The 20,747-nt window shown below is 72.2% G+C and carries 17 protein-coding genes, 1 tRNA gene, 1 pseudogene and 1 riboswitch; of the genes and pseudogenes, 16 read left to right on the top strand and 3 right to left on the bottom strand.

Going from position 1 to position 20,747, the window contains the following annotated elements:
• The first annotated feature begins 123 nt into the window (after positions 1 to 123).
• The 6 genes from hpnC (at position 124) to hpnH (ending at position 7,192) form a co-directional block, all read left to right on the top strand.
• The gene (gene hpnC / locus AB0K37_RS16510) at positions 124 to 990 is read left to right on the top strand and encodes a squalene synthase HpnC (protein ID WP_363981142.1); all 867 of its coding nucleotides are present in this window, start codon (positions 124 to 126) and stop codon (positions 988 to 990) included.
• Complete coding sequence (gene hpnD, locus AB0K37_RS16515) at positions 991 to 1,851, top strand: presqualene diphosphate synthase HpnD (RefSeq protein ID WP_363981145.1); 861 nt, start codon at positions 991 to 993, stop codon at positions 1,849 to 1,851. It abuts the gene before it with no gap.
• Positions 1,848 to 3,224, top strand: a complete 1,377-nt coding sequence (gene hpnE, locus AB0K37_RS16520) for a hydroxysqualene dehydroxylase HpnE (RefSeq protein ID WP_363981148.1) — start codon at positions 1,848 to 1,850, stop codon at positions 3,222 to 3,224. The genes hpnD and hpnE overlap by 4 nt, the downstream gene beginning before the upstream one ends.
• Positions 3,221 to 4,228, top strand: coding sequence for a polyprenyl synthetase family protein (locus AB0K37_RS16525; RefSeq protein WP_363981151.1), 1,008 nt, complete (start codon positions 3,221 to 3,223; stop codon positions 4,226 to 4,228). The genes hpnE and AB0K37_RS16525 overlap by 4 nt, the downstream gene beginning before the upstream one ends.
• A gap of 32 nt (positions 4,229 to 4,260) precedes the next feature.
• Positions 4,261 to 6,126, top strand: coding sequence for a squalene--hopene cyclase (gene shc, locus AB0K37_RS16530; RefSeq protein ID WP_363981153.1), 1,866 nt, complete (start codon positions 4,261 to 4,263; stop codon positions 6,124 to 6,126).
• Between the two features lie 61 nt (positions 6,127 to 6,187).
• The gene (gene hpnH / locus AB0K37_RS16535) at positions 6,188 to 7,192 is read left to right on the top strand and encodes an adenosyl-hopene transferase HpnH (protein WP_363981156.1); all 1,005 of its coding nucleotides are present in this window, start codon (positions 6,188 to 6,190) and stop codon (positions 7,190 to 7,192) included.
• A gap of 85 nt (positions 7,193 to 7,277) precedes the next feature.
• Here the strand turns inward: hpnH and AB0K37_RS16540 are convergent, their stop codons facing one another.
• A complete protein-coding gene (locus AB0K37_RS16540; protein WP_363981159.1) occupies positions 7,278 to 8,012 on the bottom strand; it encodes a hypothetical protein in 735 nt (244 codons plus the stop codon).
• A gap of 9 nt (positions 8,013 to 8,021) precedes the next feature.
• Positions 8,022 to 8,160: riboswitch (cyclic di-AMP (ydaO/yuaA leader) on the bottom strand.
• Positions 8,161 to 8,503: 343 nt separating this feature from the next.
• Here AB0K37_RS16540 and AB0K37_RS16545 point away from each other — a divergent pair.
• The gene (locus AB0K37_RS16545) at positions 8,504 to 9,976 is read left to right on the top strand and encodes an MFS transporter (protein WP_363981162.1); all 1,473 of its coding nucleotides are present in this window, start codon (positions 8,504 to 8,506) and stop codon (positions 9,974 to 9,976) included.
• 217 nt (positions 9,977 to 10,193) lie between these two features.
• Here AB0K37_RS16545 and AB0K37_RS16550 read toward each other — a convergent pair whose 3' ends face one another.
• Positions 10,194 to 11,231 (bottom strand): cobalamin-independent methionine synthase II family protein, encoded by a 1,038-nt coding sequence (locus tag AB0K37_RS16550; RefSeq protein WP_363981165.1) that lies wholly within the window; start codon positions 11,229 to 11,231, stop codon positions 10,194 to 10,196.
• Positions 11,232 to 11,365: 134 nt separating this feature from the next.
• On the opposite strand from AB0K37_RS16550, the gene AB0K37_RS16555 reads away from it, so the two are divergent.
• From AB0K37_RS16555 to AB0K37_RS16590, 8 genes and pseudogenes are all read left to right on the top strand, one after another.
• Positions 11,366 to 12,946 carry a bis-aminopropyl spermidine synthase family protein gene (locus tag AB0K37_RS16555; RefSeq protein ID WP_363981168.1) on the top strand — a complete coding sequence of 527 codons (1,581 nt, stop codon included), beginning with the start codon at positions 11,366 to 11,368 and terminating at the stop codon, positions 12,944 to 12,946.
• A gap of 12 nt (positions 12,947 to 12,958) precedes the next feature.
• A pseudogene (locus tag AB0K37_RS16560) lies at positions 12,959 to 13,198 on the top strand (aldehyde dehydrogenase family protein); the annotation flags it as partial.
• Between the two features lie 16 nt (positions 13,199 to 13,214).
• Positions 13,215 to 15,509: a pyruvate dehydrogenase gene (locus AB0K37_RS16565; protein WP_363981171.1), complete on the top strand. Its 2,295-nt coding sequence runs from the start codon at positions 13,215 to 13,217 to the stop codon at positions 15,507 to 15,509.
• A 145-nt stretch (positions 15,510 to 15,654) separates the two neighbouring features.
• Positions 15,655 to 16,056, top strand: a complete 402-nt coding sequence (locus AB0K37_RS16570; protein WP_363981173.1) for a VOC family protein — start codon at positions 15,655 to 15,657, stop codon at positions 16,054 to 16,056.
• A gap of 141 nt (positions 16,057 to 16,197) precedes the next feature.
• Positions 16,198 to 17,325 (top strand): PP2C family protein-serine/threonine phosphatase, encoded by a 1,128-nt coding sequence (locus AB0K37_RS16575; protein ID WP_363981176.1) that lies wholly within the window; start codon positions 16,198 to 16,200, stop codon positions 17,323 to 17,325.
• Between the two features lie 249 nt (positions 17,326 to 17,574).
• Complete coding sequence (locus AB0K37_RS16580; RefSeq protein WP_363981179.1) at positions 17,575 to 17,853, top strand: hypothetical protein; 279 nt, start codon at positions 17,575 to 17,577, stop codon at positions 17,851 to 17,853.
• Positions 17,854 to 18,202: 349 nt separating this feature from the next.
• The gene (locus AB0K37_RS16585; RefSeq protein ID WP_363981182.1) at positions 18,203 to 18,448 is read left to right on the top strand and encodes a hypothetical protein; all 246 of its coding nucleotides are present in this window, start codon (positions 18,203 to 18,205) and stop codon (positions 18,446 to 18,448) included.
• Between the two features lie 483 nt (positions 18,449 to 18,931).
• Complete coding sequence (locus AB0K37_RS16590; RefSeq protein ID WP_363981185.1) at positions 18,932 to 19,342, top strand: hypothetical protein; 411 nt, start codon at positions 18,932 to 18,934, stop codon at positions 19,340 to 19,342.
• An 849-nt stretch (positions 19,343 to 20,191) separates the two neighbouring features.
• Here the strand turns inward: AB0K37_RS16590 and AB0K37_RS16595 are convergent.
• A tRNA-Arg gene (locus AB0K37_RS16595) sits at positions 20,192 to 20,263 on the bottom strand.
• A gap of 115 nt (positions 20,264 to 20,378) precedes the next feature.
• Here AB0K37_RS16595 and AB0K37_RS16600 point away from each other — a divergent pair.
• A complete protein-coding gene (locus AB0K37_RS16600) occupies positions 20,379 to 20,741 on the top strand; it encodes a response regulator (RefSeq protein WP_363981209.1) in 363 nt (120 codons plus the stop codon).
• The last annotated feature ends 6 nt before the right edge of the window (positions 20,742 to 20,747 follow it).

The following is a 20,747-nucleotide window of genomic DNA, read 5'->3' on the forward strand; positions in this document are numbered from 1 at the left end:
AGCGCGGCCGACCGGGGACGTACGCGTCATGGGCCCCGTCGATGGCCATGTTTACCGGCCGGCCACCCGGTTAACGGGCATCGATGTACGCCCCCGCGCCGCCACCGCCCCAGGGGGAACGCCATGTCCGTCAGCGAGCGTTTGTGGAACGCCACCGAGGAACGCCGGGCGAGGACCGAACTGCAGTCCGGGGAGAACTTCCCCGTCGCCTCCCGGCTGCTGCCCGCGCGCCACCGCGCGCACCTGCTCAACGTGTACGGGTACGCCCGCCTGGTCGACGACATCGGCGACGAGGCGCCGCCGGGCGAGCGGGCGGGCCTCCTCGACCTCGTCGAGCGCGACCTCGACCGCGTCTACGCGGGGGAGCGGCCGGAACTGCCCGTGCTCCGCGACCTGGCCGCGACGATCGTCGCCCGCCGCATCCCCGCCGAGCCGTTCCGCCGCCTGATCCAGGCGAACCGCCAGGACCAGGAGGTCACCCGGTACGCGACGTTCGACGACCTCCTCGGCTACTGCGCGCTGTCCGCCGATCCGGTCGGGCACATCGTCCTGCACGTCTTCGGCGCCGCCACGCCGGACCGGCTGCGCCTGTCGGACAGGGTGTGCTCCGCGCTACAGATCATCGAGCACTGCCAGGACGTCGGCGAGGACCACCGCAACGGGCGCGTCTACCTGCCCGCGGACGACCTGCGGCGGTTCGGGTGCACCGAGGACGACCTCACCGCCCCGGCGACCCCGACCCGGCTGCGCGGCGTCGTGGCGCTCCAGGCCGAGCGGGCGCGGCGCATGCTCGACGAGGGCGCCGAGCTCACCGGCGGGCTCCGGGGGTTCGCGCGCATGGCCGTCGCCGGATACGTCGCGGGCGGCCTCGCCGCCCTCGACGCGCTGGAGCGCGCCGCCTACGACGTCCTGCCGGGCCCGCCGCGGCCGAGGAAGGTGCGGCTGCTCGCCGAGTGGTCGCGGACCATGGGAAGGAGAAGGGCAGCATAGATGGACGCATCCACCGCCTACCGGCACTGCGAGAGCGTCGTGCGCTCCGAGGCGCGCAACTTCTCGTACGGGATCCGGCTGCTTCCCCCGCCCAAACGGCGGGCCCTCAGCGCCGTGTACGCGTTCGCCCGGCGGATCGACGACATCGGCGACGACCACGGCGCGCCCGCGGCGGACCGGCTCGCGAAGCTCGCCGCCGAGCGGGCGCGGCTCGCCGACCCCGCCGCCCACCCCTCCGACCCGGTGCTGGTCGCGCTGGCCGACGCCGCCCGCCGCCACGCGATCCCCCTCGACGCGTTCGGCGAGCTGATCGACGGCTGCGAGGCCGACGTGCGCGGCGAGACCTACGACACCTTCGACGACCTCCTCTGGTACTGCCGCTGCGTCGCCGGCACCGTCGGCCGCCTGTCGCTCGGCGTGTTCGGGACGGCCGACCCCGCCGCGGCCGTGCCGCGCGCCGACGCGCTCGGCGTCGCGCTGCAGCTGACGAACATCCTCCGCGACGTCCGGGAGGACGGGGCGAACGGCCGCGTCTACCTCCCCGCCAAGGACCTCGCCCGGTTCGGGTGCACCCTGGAGCGCGACGAGGCGGGCCGGACCGCCGACGACCCCGACCGGCTGGCGGGCCTCATCCGCTTCGAGGCGGACCGGGCGGGACAGTGGTACGCCGACGGCCTGAAGCTGCTGCCCATGCTCGACCGGCGCAGCGCCGCGTGCGCGGGCGCGATGGCGGGCATCTACCGGCACCTGCTGCGGCGCATCACGGCCGATCCGCTGACCGCGCTGGAGACGCGGACGTCCCTGCCCGCCTGGGAGAAGGCGACCGTGTCCGCCATGGCGATGGCCGGGATCCACCGGTGAGCGCCCGCGACGGCGGCCCGCCGGAGGTCGCGATCGTCGGCGGCGGGCTCGCCGGGGTCACCACCGCGCTGGCGCTCCAGGAGACGGGGGTCCGCGCGACGATCTACGAGGCGCGTCCCCGGCTCGGCGGCGCCACCCACTCGTTCTCGCGGGACGGGCTGACGGTCGACAACGGGCAGCACATCTTCCTGAAGTGCTGCTCGGCGTACCGGGGGCTGCTCGCACGGCTGGACGCGCTGGACCGCGTCCGCGTCCAGGACCGCTTCGACGTCCGCGTCCTGACCCCGGACGGCCGCGCCGGACGGATCCGCCGTGTGAAGGCCCCGGGGCCCCTGCACCTGCTGCCCGCGCTCGCCGGGTACCGGCTGCTCCCGCCGTCCGACCGGCTGCGGGCGGTCGGCGCGTCGCTGGCGCTCGACCGCCTCGACCCGGCCGACCCGTCGCACGAGCGGATCAGCATGGGCACCTGGCTCGCCGAGCACGGGCAGGGCCCCTGGGCGCGCGAGGCGCTCTGGGAGCTGTTCGTCACGGCCGCGCTCAACGCCCGCCTGGACGGCGCCGCGCTCGGCCCCGCCGCGTTCGTGTGCCGGACCGCGCTCCTCGGCCGCCCGGACGCCGCCGACATCGGCGTGCCCGCGGTCCCGCTCGGCGACCTGCACGGCGCGCTCCCGGCGGCCAGGATCGAGCGGGACGGCGGCCGGATCCGGCTGAACGCGAAGGTGACGGCGATCGACGCAGGCCCGAAGCTCGTCGTGAACGGCGCCCCCGTCGGCGCCGACGCCGTCGTGGTCGCCGTGCCCCACCGGGCGGCGGCCGCGCTCGTCCCCGAGGAGGCGGCCCCCGGCCGGGCGCGCTGGGGCGGCCTCGGCTCCAGCCCGATCGTCAACGTCCACGTCGTCTACGACCGTCCCGTCCTGCGGGTCGACGGCACCGACCTGCCGTTCGCGGCGGCGGTCGGCTCGCCCGTCCAGTGGGTGTTCGACCGCACCGGGGTCAGCGGCCTCACCGGCGGCGGCCAGTACCTGGCGGTCTCGGTCTCGGCGGCCGACCGCTGGATCGACGCGCCCACCGCCGCGCTGCGCGCGGTCTACCTCGCCGAGATGGAGCGGCTGTTCCCGGCCGCGCGGCGCGCCCGCGTCACCGACTTCTTCGTGACGCGGGAGCGGCACGCGACGTTCCGCCAGAGCCCCGGCAGCGACGCGCTGCGTCCCGCGTCCGCGACCCGGCTGCCGTGGCTGTTCCTCGCCGGCGCGTGGACGGACACGGGCTGGCCGGACACGATGGAGGGAGCCGTGCGCAGCGGCCTGACCGCGGCCCGGCTCGTCCGCCGCCACCTGCGCCGGACGGCTCCGGACGGGGTGAGCGGCCGATGACCGTCCCGACCTCGATCACCGGCGGGCGCGCCCTGGTCGACCAGGCCATGCGCGCGTCCGCGGAGCGGCTCGACCCGTGGACCCGCCGCGTCGTCGCCTACCACCTCGGATGGACCGACGAGAACGGGGAGCCCGCCGCCGCGGGCGGCAAGGCGCTGCGCCCCGCGCTGGCGCTGCTGTCCGCGCGGGCCGCCGGCGCGGCCGAGGAGACGGCGCTGCCCGGTGCCGTCGCCGTCGAGTTCGTGCACGCGTTCTCGCTGCTGCACGACGACATCATGGACGGCGACCGGACCCGCCGGCACCGTCCCGCCGCCTGGACGGTGTTCGGCCCGTCCGCCGCCATCCTCGGCGGCGACGCGCTGATGGCGCTGTCGGAGAACCTGCTCCTGGACCAGCAGACGCGCGGCGCCCACTGGGCGGCGCGCGCGCTGACCGCCGCCACGCAGCGGCTCATCGCGGGCCAGGCGCTCGACATCGGGTTCGAGCAGCGCGACGACGTCGCCCTCGACGAGTGCCTGGCGATGGCGGCCGACAAGACGGGCGCCCTGCTCGCCTGCGCGTGCTCGATCGGGGCGATGCTGGCCGAGGGTCCCGCCCGGCTCGTCACCCACCTGACCGGCTTCGGCGCCGAGATGGGCCTCGCGTTCCAGCTCGTCGACGACCTGCTCGGCATCTGGGGCAGCCCGGCCACGACCGGCAAGCCCGTCCTGGCCGACCTGCGGGCGCGCAAGAAGTCGCTTCCGGTGGTGTACGCGCTGAACGCCGGGGGCCCCGAGTCGCGGCGGCTCGCCGCGCTGTACGCCGACCCAGGGCCCCCGTCCGAGGACGCCCTGCGGGAGACGGCCCGGCTCGTCGAGGCGGCGGGCGGGCGCGACTGGGCCGCCGCCGAGGCCGACCGCCGCGTCGCCGCCGCCGGGCGCCACCTCGACGACTCGGGCATGGACGGCGCCGTGGCCGCCGAGTTCCGCGACATCGCGCTGTTCGTCACCGCCCGCGACCACTGACCCCGCCGCGCCGGCGAGAAGGGAAGCGCTGCATGACCACCACCGACGTGTCCGGACTCACCGGCGCGGCCGCCGCCGCCGTCGACGCCGCCCGCGACCACCTGATCGGCCTGCAGTCGCCCGAGGGCTGGTGGAAGGCCGAGCTGGAGACCAACGTGACCATGGACGCCGAGGACCTGCTGCTCCGCCAGTTCCTCGGCATCCGCTCCGACGCCGACACCAAGGACGCGGCGCGCTGGATCCGCTCCCGGCAGCGCGACGACGGCACGTGGGCGAACTTCCACGGCGGCCCGGCCGACCTGTCCACGACGATCGAGGCGTACGTCGCCCTGAGGTTCGCCGGGGACCCGGTGGACGCCGCGCACATGCGCAGGGCCGCCGCGTACGTGCGGGAGGCGGGCGGCGTGGAGGGCAGCCGCGTCTTCACCCGCATCTGGCTGGCGCTGTTCGGCCAGTGGTCCTGGGACGACCTGCCGGTCATGCCGCCCGAGCTGATGCTCCTGCCGAGCCGCGTCCCCCTGAACGTCTACGACTGGGCGTGCTGGGCGCGGCAGACGATCGTCCCGCTGACGATCCTCGGGTCGCTGCGTCCGGTCCGGGCTCTGCCGTTCGACCTGCCCGAGCTGCGCTGCGGCGTGGTGCCGGTCAGGGGCGCCCGCGGCTGGGGGGCGGCGTTCAACGCCCTCGACCGCGTCCTGCACGTGTACGAGAGGCGGCCGGTGCGCCCGCTGCGCCGGGCGGCGCTGCGCCGGGCCGCCGACTGGATCGTCGCCAGGCAGGAGGCCGACGGCTGCTGGGGCGGGATCCAGCCGCCGTGGGTGTACTCGCTGATGGCGCTGCACGAGCTCGGCTACGGCCTCGACCATCCGGTCATCAGGCGCGGACTGGACGGGCTCGAACGCTTCACGATCCGCGACGGGAAGGGACGCCGCCTTGAGGCGTGCCAGTCGCCCGTCTGGGACACGGTCCTCGCCGTGAACGCGCTCGCCGACGCGGGCGTGGCCGCCGACCACCCGTCCCTGCTGAGGGCGGCCGAATGGATCGTCGGCGAGGAGGTCCGCGGGCCGGGGGACTGGGCGGTGAAGCGGCCGGACGTCCCGCCGGGCGGCTGGGCGTTCGAGTTCGACAACGACGTCTACCCCGACACCGACGACACCGCCGAGGCGATCCTGGCGCTGCGCAAGGCCGCCTTACCGGCGGCGGAGGAGCCGATCAGGCGGGCCGTCCGCTGGCTGGAGGGGATGGCCTCGCGCGACGGCGGCTTCGGCGCCTTCGACGCCGACAACACCCGCGAGCTGTGCACGAAGCTGCCCTTCTGCGACTTCGGCGCCGTCATCGACCCGCCGTCCGCCGACGTCACCGCCCATGTCGTCGAGGCGCTGGCCAAGGAGGGCCTCGCGGAGTCGGCCGTGGTCAGGCGCGCCGTCGTGTGGCTGCTCAGGGCGCAGGAGGCGGACGGCTCGTGGTTCGGGCGCTGGGGGGCGAACCACGTCTACGGCACGGGCAGCGTGGTGCCCGCGCTCGTCGCGGCCGGGGTGCGTCCCGGCAAGCCCGCGATCCGGCGCGCCGTGGTCTGGCTGGAGGACCACCAGAACCCCGACGGCGGCTGGGGCGAGGACCTGCGCTCCTACGACGACCCCGCGTGGATCGGGCGGGGCGAGTCCACCCCGTCGCAGACGGCCTGGGCGCTGCTGGCGCTGCTCGCCGCCGGCGAGCGCACCCCGGTCGTGGAGGCCGGCGTGCGGTGGCTCGTCGACCACCAGCGCCCGGACGGCAACTGGGACGAGGACCAGTTCACCGGCACCGGCTTCCCCGGCGACTTCTACATCAACTACCACCTGTACCGCCTGGTCTTCCCCTTGAGCGCGCTCGGCCGCTACCTGGAGGGCGCGGCATGAGGCGGGCGCGCGGACCGGGGGAGACCGCCGAGTTCACCCTGCACGAGGAGGTCCGGACACCATGAGCATGCCGCTCCGCCAGAGCCTTCGCATCGGGGGCTACATCCTCCGCAACAAGCTGCGCGGCCGGGAGAAGTTCCCGCTCATCGTCGAGCTGGAGCCCCTGTTCGCCTGCAACCTCGCCTGCGCCGGCTGCGGGAAGATCCAGCATCCGCACGACGTGCTGAGGAAACGCATGCCGGTCGAGCAGGCGCTCGCCGCCATCGAGGAGTGCGGCGCGCCGATGGTCTCCATCGCGGGCGGCGAGCCGCTGATGCACCCGCAGATCGACGAACTGGTGAACGAGCTCGTCCGCCGCAGGAAGTTCGTCTTCCTGTGCACGAACGCGCTGCTCATCCCCAAAAAGATCGACAAGTTCGCGCCGTCGCCGTACTTCGCGTGGGCGGTGCACATCGACGGGCTGCGGGAACGCCACGACGCGTCCGTCTGCAAGGAGGGCGTCTTCGACGACGCCGTCGCGGCCGTCAAGGAGTGCAAGCGGCGGGGCTTCCGCGTCACCACCAACACGACGATCTTCAACACGGACACGCCGCAGACCGTCATCGACGTCATGAACTACCTCAACGACGACCTCCGGGTCGACGAGATGATGATCTCGCCGGGCTACGCCTACGACAAGGCGCCCGACCAGGACCACTTCCTCGGCGTCCAGGAGACGCGGGAGCTGTTCCGCAAAGCGTTCGGGGACGGCAACCGCAAGCGGTGGCGCTTCAACCACTCGCCCCTGTTCCTGGACTTCCTGGAAGGCAAGGTCGACTTCCCCTGCACGGCCTGGGCGATCCCGTCCTACTCCCTTTTCGGCTGGCAGCGTCCCTGCTACCTGATGTCGGACGGCTACGCGCAGACCTACCGGGAACTCCTGGACGAGACCGACTGGGACTCCTACGGAAGGGGACGCGACTCACGCTGCGCCAACTGCATGGCCCACTGCGGCTACGAACCCACGGCCGTCTTCTCGACCCTCGGCTCCCTGAAGGAGTCCTTGCGGGCCGTCCGCTCGGTCTGACCTCTCTCTCCGAGGCCCGTTCCGCCCGGCACCGGCGTCCCGCCGATGCCGGGCGTCTTCAGGGACGGCCTACTTGAGGGACGGCCTACTTGAGGGACGTCGGCCGGTACGCCTTGTACTCGTCGCCCGAGGAGAGCCCGTAGTCGAGCTTGCGGTGGTCGGTTCCGTACCGGCCGCGCTGCTCGTAGGCCCAGTACGACGAATGCTCCTTGTCGGCCCACTTCTCGAAGATGACGACGTGCCGGGTGGTGTTGCTGCCGAGGGCGTCCATGACGAGGTCGCCCTTTTTCAGCTCGGAGATCGTGATTCGCTCGGTGTACCGCGACGAGGTGAGGCCGACGGTGTTCGTCCCGGGCTTGGGCAGTCCCAGCGCCATGGACACGTAGCCCGAGCAGTCGGTGCGGTAGCCGTCGTGCGTGCTGGTCTGGCTGTAGGGGACCCGCTGGCCGGTGTGCGGATGCCAGGTCCTGGCCCGCGTGATGACCTTGGACCGCGCGTCCGGCTTCGGTTCGGCGGCCTGCTTCCGGGGCTCGGCCTTCGCCGGCGTCTCGGCCTTCGCCGGCGTCCGGGCCTTCTCCGGCGCCTTGTACTCCTTCTGGACCTGGGCCTGTGCTCTGACCTGCTCCTGCGGCGCCGCCTGCCGCGGCGCGGTCCGCTGCTGCGGCACGGTCTGGACGGCGGCGACCGTCTCGGTGGAGGCGTGCTGCAGGGTCGTCGGCATGGCCGCCGTCGCGCCGAAGACGGCGAGGCCCGTCAGCGTGACGGTGGCCCAGGGACCGGGCCGGAGAACGCGCGGCCGGTTGACGTGCTTGCCTTTCAAGGGGGGCTCCTTGCTTCCATGTGCCGCCTACCGGGTTAGCTGACGGGTTCGGACGTGGAAGTCGCCCTACGGCCTGAGCAGGCCGATTCACCCCAGTTCGGGTTGGGTCCCCGGCTCCGCGCCACGGCGGACTCGGCGGGTGCCGCTGGGAGACAGCGGCGCTGACGATGTGGGGCCCGATCGATGAGGGATCTCGGGCCTTGTCGCGCGGGGACGGTGCCCCGCACCACCGGGCTCGCGAACACCACGGTGGGACAAAACGCCTGGACGGCGTCTTGAAGGGGCAAAGCTACTGAAATCACCAAGAGACGGCAAGGTCGCGGGCGGTGATTCCGCAGCTCAGTGCCGTGCCGACCCGGCGGTCCGGCCGTCGTCGGCCGCCGGTGCGGGCGTGCCGGGAAGGCGATCGAGGCACGATCCACCCCTAGACGGAGAAGAAACCTCCAGTTAATATCCGGAGGAGAACCCTTCACTTAGAGGAGGTGGGTTCCATGACCGCCACCACGGCGCGGACCGCGTCCGGTCCGTCCGCGGGCGTCCCGAACCGGCGCTGGGCGGCGCTGGTCGTCATCGCCGTCGCCCAGTTGATGATCGCGCTGGACGCCACCATCGTGAACATCGCGCTGCCGACGGCCCAGCACGCGCTCGGCTTCGGCGACGCCGACCGGCAGTGGGTGATCACCGCGTACACCCTGTCCTTCGCCGGGCTGCTCCTGCTCGGCGGCCGGATCGCCGACCTGGTCGGGCGGCGCCGCAGCTTCCTGGCCGGGCTGGCCGGGTTCGCCGTCGCCTCGATGATCGCCGGGGCCGCGCCCGGCTTCGGGGTCCTCGTGGTCGGGCGCGCCCTGCAGGGGGCGTTCGCCGCGCTGCTCGCGCCCACCGCCCTGTCGCTGCTGGCGGTGACGTTCACCGAGCCCAAGGAGCGCGCGAAGGCGTTCGGCGTCTACGGCGCCGTGGCGAGCAGCGGCGCGGCGGTCGGGCTGCTGCTCGGCGGCGCGCTGACCCAGTACGCCGACTGGCGCTGGTGCCTCTACGTCAACGTCGCGATCGCCGCGGCCGCGGCGGTGGCGGGACGGATCGTCCTTCCCGCGCCGCCGGGCCTCCCCGGGGGCCGCGTCGACTGGATCTCCGCCGTCCTCGTCACCGGCGGCCTGGCGGCCGTCGTGTACGGCGCGGGCGAGGCCGCCCCGCACGGCTGGGACGCCTGGCGGACCACCGCGCCGCTCGCGGTCGGCGCCCTGGCGCTCGCCCTGTTCGCCGTGCGCCAGGCCAGGCACGCCGCGCCGCTGCTGCCGCTGCGGATCCTCGCCGACCGCGGCCGGGCCGGCGCCTACCTCGCGGTGGCCACCGCGGTCGTCGGCGCCTTCGGGGTCTTCCTCACGCTCACCTACTACCTCCAGGTGGTCGCGCACTTCTCCCCGATGCGCACCGGGCTGGCGTTCCTGCCGATGGCCGTCGCGAACTCCGCGAGCGGCTACCTCGTCGGCGCCCGGCTCACCCGGCGGGTGCCCGCCCGGCTGCTGATCGCCGCCGGCCTGCTCATCGCCGCGGCCGGGCTGGCCGTCCTGACCCGGCTCGACGCGGGCAGCGGCTACGCCACCGCCGTTGTCCCGGTCGAGGTCCTGCTCGGGATCGGCATGGGCGCCGTGTTCCCGCCGGCGTTCTCACTGGCGACCGCGGGCGTCTCCCCGCGCGAGGCCGGGGTCGCCGCCGCGGTCGTCAACGCCGCGTCCCAGATGGGCGGATCGATCGGGACCGCCGTCGTCAACACCGTCGCGATCGGCGCGACCGCGGGCTACCTGCGCGAGCACGGCCCGGCCGCCTCGCGGGCGGGCGCCCTCGTGCACGGCTACACCACCGCGGCGACCGTCTCGGCACTGGCCCTGACCACCGTGGCCGTCCTGGTGATGCTCCTCATCCGGACCCCGCCCTCCTCGGACGCGACCGACCATCCCTCCCAGTGACCGCAATGGCCGACCACCGTGCCGGAACCGCCGGGTCGAGGTCGGGGAGGCCGGTGCAGGTGCCGAGCCGACAGCGCGCCGGACGCGCCGCATGGAGATGGACGGCCCGCCACACCCCCGCATCGCCGTCAGCAGACCAGGCCGCCTGCGCCCGCGGCCGCGGGCGTGCCGTCAGGTCCGAAGGTGCGGGGGTGTGGTCGGGGAGACGGGCGGCGGGTCAGACGCCCAGTTCGGCGGCGGCCAGGGCGGTGCCCTCCACGCGGGCGGCGATCTTCGCGAAGGCCGTGTCGCGGGACGTGGAGGTGTCGTCGGCGAACGGGGAGAACCCGCAGTCGTCGCACGTGCCGAGGCGGTCGACGGGGAGGTGGCGGGCCGCGGCGAGGACGCGGTCGCGGATCTGCTCGGGCGTCTCGACGCGGGGGTCGATGGGGTCGACGACGCCGACGAAGACGCGGGCGTCCGCGGGCAGGTGCTCGCCGACGATGGCCAGGATCCGGTCGGGGTCGGGCTCGCTGGCCAGCTGGAGGTAGAAGTTGCCGGCCCTGAGCTGGAACAGCTTGGGCAGCAGCCCCGCGTAGTCGACGTCGAGGCTGTGGGTGGAGTCGAGGTCGCCGCCCGGGCACACGTGCACGCCGATCCGGGCGCGCTCGTCGGCGGAGAAGCGCTCCAGGACCCGGTTGTTCAGCGCGATGAAGGAGTCGAGCACGCCGCCGCTGGGGTCGAGTTTGAGCGACAGACGGCCCTCGGTGAAGTCGAGCTGCACCACGTGGGCGCCCGCGTCCAGGCAGGAGCGGATGTCGGCCTCGGCCTCGTCGACCAGGTCGTCCAGGAACATCTCGCGCGGGTAGCCGTCGATGCCGTCGGCCGGGTACAGCAGGCTCAGCGCCGAGGGGGCGATCACGGCCTGCTTGACCGGCGCGGTCGCGTGGCGCTGGGCGGCGCGCAGGTAGTCGACGGCGTGGCCGGTGTAGCGGAACGGGCCCGCCGTCAGCCGCGGCAGCTGCCGCTGGTGCCCGTCGGCGAACGGGATCACCGCGCCGTCGGGGGCCAGGTCGGCCAGGCCCGCGATCGGGTAGGTGGCGAAACTCGGCTTGGACTGCTCACCGTCGGTCACCACCGGAGAGCCGAGCTCCTCCAGCCGGCGCAGGGTCTCGCGCACGGCGCGGTCCTGGGCGGCGGCCAGCTCGGACGGCGAGGCGGTGAGCAGTTCCTGGGGACGCGGGATGCTGCCGATGGGCTCTGTGGGGAGGGGCATACCCCGAGGCTACGCTACTTAAAGTAGCGAGAGAAGCGCTCATCGTGACCAGAGGTGGCCGTGTGAATCTTCGGCGACGTCGCGGCGTCCTCGCGGCGAATCCCCGCGGACCCGCGCGCCGATAGCATTCGCGGGTGGCTGATGGGGGAGTGCCGATCGCGGCGGACATGGATCCCCGGCGGATCCACGCCGCGCTGAGCCTGCTGGCGGACCGGCGCTGGCGGACGCTCGGCGAGCTGGTCCGGGAGACGGGCGCGCCGCGGCGCTCGGTGGAGTCGCTGCTGGCCGGGCTCTCGCTGGAGCACGCCGGCGGCGACCGGTTCCGCCTCACCCCGGAGCAGGGCGCCGAGATCGCCGAGTCCCTGCGCACCGGGTACCGTCCGCTCGACCCGGCCGACCCCGTCGGGCACCTGCTCCCCGAGTACGCCGCCGTGGTGGAGCGCGTGGCCGGGCTGATCGAGCGGGCGCCGCGGGCGCGGCACGTCCTCGACCATGTGTCGGCCACACCGGAGACGGTCGTGCGGCGGGCGCTGCTGCTGGGAGCGCGGTTCTGGCTGCCGGGCACGCGCCTGCTGTGCGTCGGGGACCACGATCTGACCTCGCTGGCCGTCGGGCTGGTCCATCCGGGCGTGCAGACCACCGTCGTGGACGTCGACGAGCGGATCCTGGCCTACATCGACGCATGCGCCGCCGACCTGGGGCTGGACGTGCGCACCCGCTGGGCGGACCTGAGGCTGGGGCTGCCTGCGTCGGCCGTCGAGTACGCGGATCTGGCGGTGACCGATCCTCCGTACACGCCGGAAGGCGTCGGGTTGTTCGTGGCCCGGGCGGTGCAGGGCCTGCGAGACCAGGGGCAGGGGCGCGTTCTGCTGGCCTACGGGGCGAGCGACCGCACCCCGATGCTCGCGCTGAAGGTCCAGCAGGCGCTGCAGGATCTGAACCTGGTGAGCGAGGCCGTCTACCCGGACTTCAACGGCTACTTCGGCGCGGAGGCGATCGGTTCGCGCGCCGACCTGTACATCCTGCGGCCGACCGGCAAGAGCCTGCCGGCCGCCGGGGCCCGCGCCGACCGGTTCGCCACCGCCATCTACACCCAGGGGCCCCAGGCCGTCGAAGCCCGGACGGCGGTGCACGCGTCGCCCGACGACGTCGCCGACCTGCGGCCGGACGTCCTGGTCGGTGACTGGCCCAAGCAGGTGCTCCCGCAGGTGCCGCGGGTGCGGCTGACGACGTGGCTGGCCAAGCCGTACGCCGCGCGGGTGCGGCGCGCGGCCGTCGCGCTGCCCCCGGGGCTGGAGGGCGCGCTGGTCCGTGTGCTGCTGGCCACGCGCGCCGAGCAGGTGCGGGTGTTCCTGCCCGAGCCCCCCGGCGACCTGGCCGACGAGGCCGCGTCGCTGGCGCCCGTGTACGAGCTGACCCGGCGCGGCTCGACCGTGGACGCGGTGCGCACCCCGTCCGGCACGGACGACCGGCCGCGGCGGATCGTGCGCGCCATCATGGACCGGGCGCACGGGAAGGTCGCCAACGTCTGGCGCGACGCCCTGATCGACGCGAACGCGGGCCTCACCAAGCGGCAGGCCCGCACGGTCGTGGCCGACGCCGCCCCGTGGGCGCGAGACGTCACCCCGCTCGAACTGCCGCTCCACCGCCTGCGCGACCTGCCCACCGCCGTCCACACCTCCCTGGACCTCGTCCCCCCGCCCCCAGCCGATTAGAACCGCGGCCGGTACGGGCTGAGCTCGGCGGTCTCCGGACGCGATCTGGACCGTACCCTGGCGGTGGCCGGCCGGCTCCGCGCGGGACAGGTCACCGTCAACGACACCAGCGACCACTGGGAGCTGCATCTGCCGTTCGGCGGTGCGCCGGGCACCGACAGCGGTCACGGCCGGCTGGGCGGCCGCTCCATCGCGGAGGCCGTCACGGAGAGCCAGTCGATCTCCGTCGGCCTGACCCCGCCCTGGCGCTGAGGCAAAGGAGCCGAAGATGAACGATCCGGTGGCGGCGGCCACGCACTCCGGGGTGCTGGAGGAGGTCGAGCGGCGGGTGCTGTGGCTTTCCACGGCCATCGTGCACCACGCCAACCGCGTCCGGCCCAACCCGTCCGGGCTGAAGGTGGGCGGCCACCAGGCGTCCTCGGCGTCGATCGCGTCGATCATGACGGCGCTGTGGTTCCGGCACCTCGGGCCGCAGGACCGCGTCTCGGTCAAGCCGCACGCCTCCCCCGTCCTGCACGCGATCAACTACCTGCTCGGCGAGCTCGACGAGCGGTACCTGACGACCCTGCGCGAGTTCGGCGGCCTGCAGAGCTACCCGAGCCGGACCAAGGACCCCGACCCGGTCGACTACTCCACCGGATCGGTGGGCATCGGAGCCACCGCGCCGATCTGGGGCGCGGTCGCCCGCCGGTACGTGGAAGGGGCGCCCGCGGGACGCCAGTACTCCCTCGTCGGCGACGCCGAACTGGACGAGGGCGCCGTCTGGGAGGCGATCCTCGACCCGGGCGTGGCGGACCTGGGCGAGATCGTGTGGATCGTCGACCTCAACCGCCAGTCCCTCGACCGCGTCGTGCCGTACCTGGCCGCGCACCGGCTGAAGGGCATGTTCGCCGCCGCCGGCTGGCAGGTGCTGACGCTCAAGTACGGCCGGCTGCTGACCGAGCTGTTCGAGCGCCCCGGCGGCGCGGACCTGCGCGCCCGCATCGACGCGATGCCCAACCCCGAGTACCAGCGCCTGCTGCGCTGCGACGCCGCCGAACTCCGCGACCGCCTCCCCGGCGGCAGCGAGCCCGTCGCCCGCCTGATCGCCACGCTCGACGACGCCACCCTCCTCGCGGCCCTCCGCAACCTGGGCGGCCACGACCTCGGCACCCTGGCCGAGGCGTTCGACGCCATCGACGACACCAGGCCGACCGTGATCTTCGCGTACACGGTCAAGGGCCACGGCCTGCCCAGCGAGGGCCACCCGCAGAACCACTCGTCCCTCCTCACCGCCGACCAGATCGCCGAGCTCGCGCCCCGCCTGGGCGCCGACCCGGACGCCCCCTGGGCCCGTTTCGAGGACGGATCTGCGGCCGCCCGCCTGTGCGCCGAAACCGCCGCGCGGCTGCGCCGGCCCCCCGCCGCGCCGCAGGCCCCGCCCGCCGTGCCGGACGACATCGGCCGCACCCCCAAGGGCACCGCCACCACCCAGGCCGCCCTCGGCCGGCTCCTGCTCGACCTCACCCGCGAGGCGCCCGACGCCGCCGCCCGCGTCGTCACCGTGAGCCCGGACGTCAGCTCCAGCACCAACCTCGGCGGCTGGGTGAACAAGGTCGGCGTCTGGTCGACCACCGAACGCCGCGACTGGTTCGCCGACGACGGCGAGACGATCCTGCACTGGCGGGAGGGCCCGGCCGGCCAGCACATCGAGCTCGGCATCGCCGAGACCAACCTGGTCGGCCTCCTCGGCGAACTCGGCGCCACCTGGAGCCGCTGGAACCGCCCCCTGCTGCCGATCGGCGTCCTGTACGACCCGTTCGTCGGCCGCGCGCTCGAACCCTGGTCGTTCGGCATCTACGCGGGCGGCCAGTCGATCCTCATCGGCACCCCGTCCGGGGTCACGCTGGCCCCCGAGGGCGGCGCGCACCAGTCCATCGTCACCCCGTCCATCGGCGTCGAGCAGCCGGGCTGCGTCGCCTACGAGCCGGCGTTCGTCCTCGACACCGAATGGACGCTGCTCGCGAGCATGGCCCGCCTGGGCCGCCCCGACGGCGGCTCCGCCTACCTGCGCCTGTCGACCCGCCCGGTCGACCAGACCCTCGCGGACGTCCCGGCCGACCCGGCCGCCCGCGAGCGCCGCCGCCGCCAGGTGATCGCCGGCGCCTACCCGCTGCGCCGCTCCGCCCGTCCCGCCGTCACCCTCGCGGCGATGGGCGCCCTCGTCCCCGAGGCCCTGGCCGCCGCCGACCGCCTGGAGCAGGCCGGCGTCGGCACGGACGTGGTCTGCGTGACCAGTCCCGGCCTGCTCTTCCAGGCCCTCCGCTCCCGCCAGGGCCAGGACGACGGCCCGAACTGGATCCTGGAGCAGGCGTTCCCCGCCTCCCGCGCCACCCCGCTGGTCACCGTCCTCGACGGCCACCCCCACACCCTGGCCTTCCTGGCCGGGGTGAACAACGTCCCCTGCACCACCTTGGGCGTCACCGCCTTCGGACAGTCCGGCTCCATAGAGGACGTCCACCGCCACCACGGCATAGACACGGACTCGATAATCCGCGCAGCCCTGGACCTCCACACCCCCTGAAACACCCGAAAGGATCGATCAGGAATCGAGAAGTGCTCACCCCCGGGCCTTACGTAGCGTGATCCATGCAAGCGGGCGGCGGGGCTGATCCCCTCCGCCCGCGGCACCCACCACGCCTACGAGGGGACATGACATGAAGGCGCACGTGAGTTCGATTCTGCTGGCCGTCCGCGACATGGACCGGGCCAAGCGGTTCTACACCGAGGGCCTCGGCTGGACGATCAAGAACGACTACGGCATCTCGGTGTTCTTCGAGTCGGACGGAGCCTCGCCCGTCGGCTTCTACGGCCGCGACGGCCTCGCCGACCAGGTCGGGACGAGCCCGGAGGGCAGCGGCTTCAGCGGGCTGGTGCTCACCTACGTCGTCCGCAGCGAGGCCCGCGTCGACGAGGTCATGGCCGAGGCCGAGAAGGCCGGAGCCACGATCCTCAAGCCCGCCGGCGCCCTGCCGTGGGGCGGGTACGGCGGCACCTTCGCCGACCCCGAGGGCTACATCTGGAGCCTCGGGTACAGCGCCCAGGGAGCCGACCAGCCTTACGCGGAGTAGCCGCCGGCGCGGGTCCGGGGTCGACGCGGCGCCACGCCGGCCCCGGACCGCCGCGCCTCTTCCACCCTGGTGACCGCGCTCCGTCCACCACCCTCCGTGTTCTAATGATCACAGTACGGACGGCTCTCGACGGGGCAGGAGATGGGCATCTCGGAGGATCCGAACGCCGTCACGCGAGAGGGCGGCCTCACCTGGCGGGTCGTGGCGGGATGGCTGGTGGGGATCACCGCGGCCCTCGCGGTGACCGGCGTCGCGCTCGACCGGGAGACCGGCCTGGCCCCGTTCCTGGTCTTCCTGCCCCCCTTGATCGCCGGCCGCGGGACGGTCCGGCAGACCGCGGTCGCCTCCGTCTGGACGATCCTGGTCATCATCGGCTCGTTGATCCGCAGCCCGCTGCCGAACGCGGCGGCCACCGCGAGCGTGATCATCTTCGCCGTCGCGCTCGACGGCCTGAGCGTCGTCCAGGCGGTCCGCCGCGTCCGCCAGGAAAGGGAGATCAGCCGGCTCCGCTCCGCGGCGGCCGCCCTGCAGCGCCAGATCCTGCGCCCGTTCCCCCTCGCCACCGCCGAACTCGTCGTCCACGGCCTGTACGAGCCGGTCGAGGAGGACAGCATGGTCGGCGGCGACGTCTACGAGGCCATGCCGACCCCCTACGGCAGCCGCGTCCTCATCGCCGACGTCCAGGGCAAGGGCCTCCCCGCCATCAGCGCGGCCTTCGCGGTCCTCAACTCGTTCCGCGAGGCGGCCCTGGCAGAGCCGACGCTCACCGCCGTCGTGGACGCCTTGGAGAACTCGGTCCTGCGGCACAACTCCTTCGTCGCCCAGACGGGCGAGGAACAACGATTCGTCACAGCCCTGATCCTGGGCATCGGCTCGGAAACGACGGCCCAAGCCATCAACTGCGGCCACATCCCGCCCTATCAACTGTCCGAGCAAGGAACCGGCCAGATACACCTGGGAGAGGCCTCCCTGCCGCTGGGCCTAGCCTCCCTGAGCCCAGAACCACGAACGGTCACACCGTTCAACTTCCCAACCGATTCCACGCTCCTCCTATGCACTGACGGCATCACCGAGACCCGCGACCCGTCCGGCACCTTCTACCCCCTGGAAGACCGCCTGTCCGCCTGGAAGCACCTGCCCCCCGCCGAAATCGCTCCTACCGTCCACCACGACCTAGAGCAGTTCGCCCACGGCAAACTGACAGACGACAGAGCCCTCCTGGTGCTCCACAGAAGGCCCTCCTCGCCGGACGCCTCATCGATCCCATGATGAGCGAGGATCACCGGCTCAGCCGCGGACGCGAGAAGAGGCGGCGGAGCACGTCGGTGACGGTGACGACCCCCAGAATCTCTCCGCCGCGCGTCACCAGCGCGAGCTGGTCCTGCACGAGGAGATCACCGCTGACGACCCCTGGGTGAGCCTGACCGTCTACTTCCACCCTGCCCCATGACGTTCGACGATGCCGCCTGACCGCGGTTCGACAGGGAGCCTGTCGGCGGGGCCTGGTGGGATGCGGGGATGAGTGAATCCCCTCAGCTGGTCACGCAGTTGCTCAAGGCGGTAGTCGCGTACACGTGGTTCTTCGAGACCTGTGACGAGACGGTCTTGGACGACGACACGGCGCTCAAACAGCAGGAGTACGCCGGCTACCTGCTCAACCAACTCTCCGACGCGGACAAGCACCGGGTCGCCGACGAGTTGGCGACCTTGGCAGCGAGCGAGCCGGACCCGGCGTACCAGCAGTTCCTGAAAACGTTCGCCTTCGCCATGGGCCTGGCAGAGCCACAGGACGGCTAGAACAACAGCCGCCTCGCAACACGCGGCCGCCGCGCTCAAGAGGGAGTCGCAGGACTTCGATGCTAATGAGGTTTCCAGCGGAGGCGCGAGTCGAACCAGAGCCACACGGCGGGATATACGGCAGCGTCCCGAGTCGTTCGACGATGGCTGCGTCCGTGTGGTCAGGACGGCGAACGGTACTGCTTGTCCGTGTCGTGTCTGCATCACAGACAACCCCCGCGACGGCGACCTTCCCATGGCGGAGGACGAGCAGTAGCAGCCGAGCAAAGGACGTTTTCTGGGCCACCGCACCGGCCGACAAGGGCGCCGATCACAGCACCCGGGCTGGGCGGTGTGTCACCGTAGAGTCGTGGAACCGGCAAAGCTGTCTCGCGAGGACATCGCTCTCCTGCTCCGTGCCCTCTGCATCGATCTCGGTTTCTGCCTGTCGCGGGAGGACCACGATGCGCTCTGCGATTCGCCACCGAGTGACGTGGACGGCTTCACGGATGCGGTCTTCCGGGCGGAGGGCTTGGATGCGTCACCACACACACATCTCTACGGCCAGGTGCGCGAGACGGTGGCCAGAGCCTTCGGCAACGGTGCCGGCGTCTGACGCTTGAGCCTCAACGGCGAGGCACCGACGGCGCAAGCGCCGTCGGCCTCTGGACCGATAGGGCGGTCTCTGGCCGGAGCGGATTCGACGCTAGCCTGAGCCCCGCTTTCGCACAGGGCTCTTTCGTTGGGGTGACTAGCCTGGGCAGATGGCCTCGACCGCGTTCGGCATAGGTTTCGGGACCCGCGACGATCCACGGCTCCGGAGGGCGTGTATCTGATCAACCGGGGGAACCCCTGTGACCTGAGCGCGCCCCCCGGATGTCGTTGCCCGCTCCACCGTTCCGCATATGTTCCGGATCACGGTTCCTCGGGTCGGTGCTGTCAGCTTGGGAGGTCACTTCACCAGATCAACGATCACTAGCACCGCCGCTGACCTGCCCTTAACCCGCTGATGACCGCTCGTGCTCCTTATCGTCCGCTCCACACGCTTATCTGTCCGGAAACCCTGCCTGCTTGCAGCCGAGCGAGCCATTATGAGGACATGAGTAGGCGAGAGAAGCTCCGGTCCTACGCTTTGGCGAGGCTGACAGACAGCATGGTCATCGCTGGTCTTGAGACTTCGGGTGGCCAACAAACCCATGCCGCCCTGGTCCGTGATCTGGAGGCTGACCCAGACAGCCCCGATGACCTGCAGTACGTGGGAGCAAGGACCCCGTGTTCGCGCAGTGGCGCGTACTACCCTGCTGGCGGCGGCATGGCGTACACCTACGACGAGCTGCCGGAACTGAAGCTTTACAGAGCAGCTGAGCTGCTTCGTGAGCAGGAAGCGCTGGAGGCAGAACAGCGGAAATTGAGCCCGCTCGGGAATCTCGACCCCTTCAACCGCGTGGGGCCCGTCTCTTGTTCGCCTTGTTGGAGCGCATTGCACAACATCACACGTGCCTCCTCCTGAGCCTCAACGGCGAGGCACCGAAAGCATGAGCGCCGTCGACTTTGACCGGTACCGTCTCTGGCGAGCGACCGCACATGCTCCTGATTGTCTGCTTCAACGGGCACGCAGCGGGCACGGCACGCGTCTTATGAAGCGGGTACCATCCGCAGTGAAGCGTGGAGTGCGGGAGATCATGACCAGGAAGCCTCACGACCGAAGCCACCTACGCTCCCGCTTGGTAGCAGCGTTGGCGGCTATCAGTGCGGGGGTGTCCACCCTGGCCGGGTACGACGGCCTCCCATCGTTGCAGCAACTCCTGTTTTTGATCGCGGCGTGCGCTACTGGCGGCGCGCTAGTGGCTCTGGAGTCCTCGACCTCATCGAGCGATAAAAAAAGGGGTCCGGTGCAAATTTCATAGCTTCTTGCAAGTCTTCCAAGCGCCCGCTGCACCAGCTAGCGCGCTTCAAAAAACTGGGCTAACAGCACTTGCACAGTGATCCCCGCTGCGTAGAGACGAAGCTTCTTCGCACCAAGTTCAGGTCTTCTAGTCCCACCTCTCGGCGACCGTCACGGGCACAACCCCTGCTTCCCGGGCCGTCGGCGGCTGGGGGCAGGCGGCCCAGCGGCCTGACCGAGGCCCCTTGTCGGGGGAGGACGGTCTCTGGTTCGAACGGATGCCGCCTAGCTTGAGCGCCAGGTCCGTGCCGGGGCTCTGCGGGGGGCCTGAGCGGATGGCCTTGATCGCGTTCCGTGTGTGTTTCGGGAAGCGTGACAATCAGCGGCTCTCGCTGGCACATGGCTGCATATGCAACAAACCCCGGCGACAGGCAACGTGCCTGGTCTACCGGGGTTTGCGGTGGTCGTCTGAGGTGCCCCCTGCAGGATTCGAACCTGCGCACACGGCTCCGGAGGCCGTTGCTCTATCCCCTGAGCTAAGGGGGCGCGACGCGGTATGAGGTTACCAGGGTTGGCGGGGTGACGCGCACGCAGAGGTTCGCCGTGCGTTCAGGGGGTCTGGTGGGCTAACTTCGAGGCCGTGACCGAGCCACTGGGACGCGTGCTGGTCGTCGATGATGACGAGGTGATCCGCCAGCTCATCGCCGTGAACCTGCAACTGGAGGGGTTCGAGGTGTCGACCGCGGTGGACGGCCAGGACTGCCTGGAGAAGGTGGCGGAGGTCCGGCCGGACGTGATCACGCTGGACGTGATGATGCCCCGGCTGGACGGGTGGGTCACCGCGGTGCGGCTGCGGGAGGACCCCGGGACCGCGCACATCAGGGTCGTGATGATCACGGCGCGGGCGCAGGAGCATGATGTGCGGCGGGGGCACGAGATCGGTGTCGACGCGTACGTGACGAAGCCGTTCGACCCCAATCAGCTGATCCAGACGGTGCGGAAACTCGCCGCGGTGTCCAGATAGTGGTCG

This window comes from Actinomadura sp. NPDC049753 (genome assembly GCF_040674655.1).
Taxonomy (GTDB): domain Bacteria; phylum Actinomycetota; class Actinomycetes; order Streptosporangiales; family Streptosporangiaceae; genus Spirillospora; species Spirillospora verrucosospora.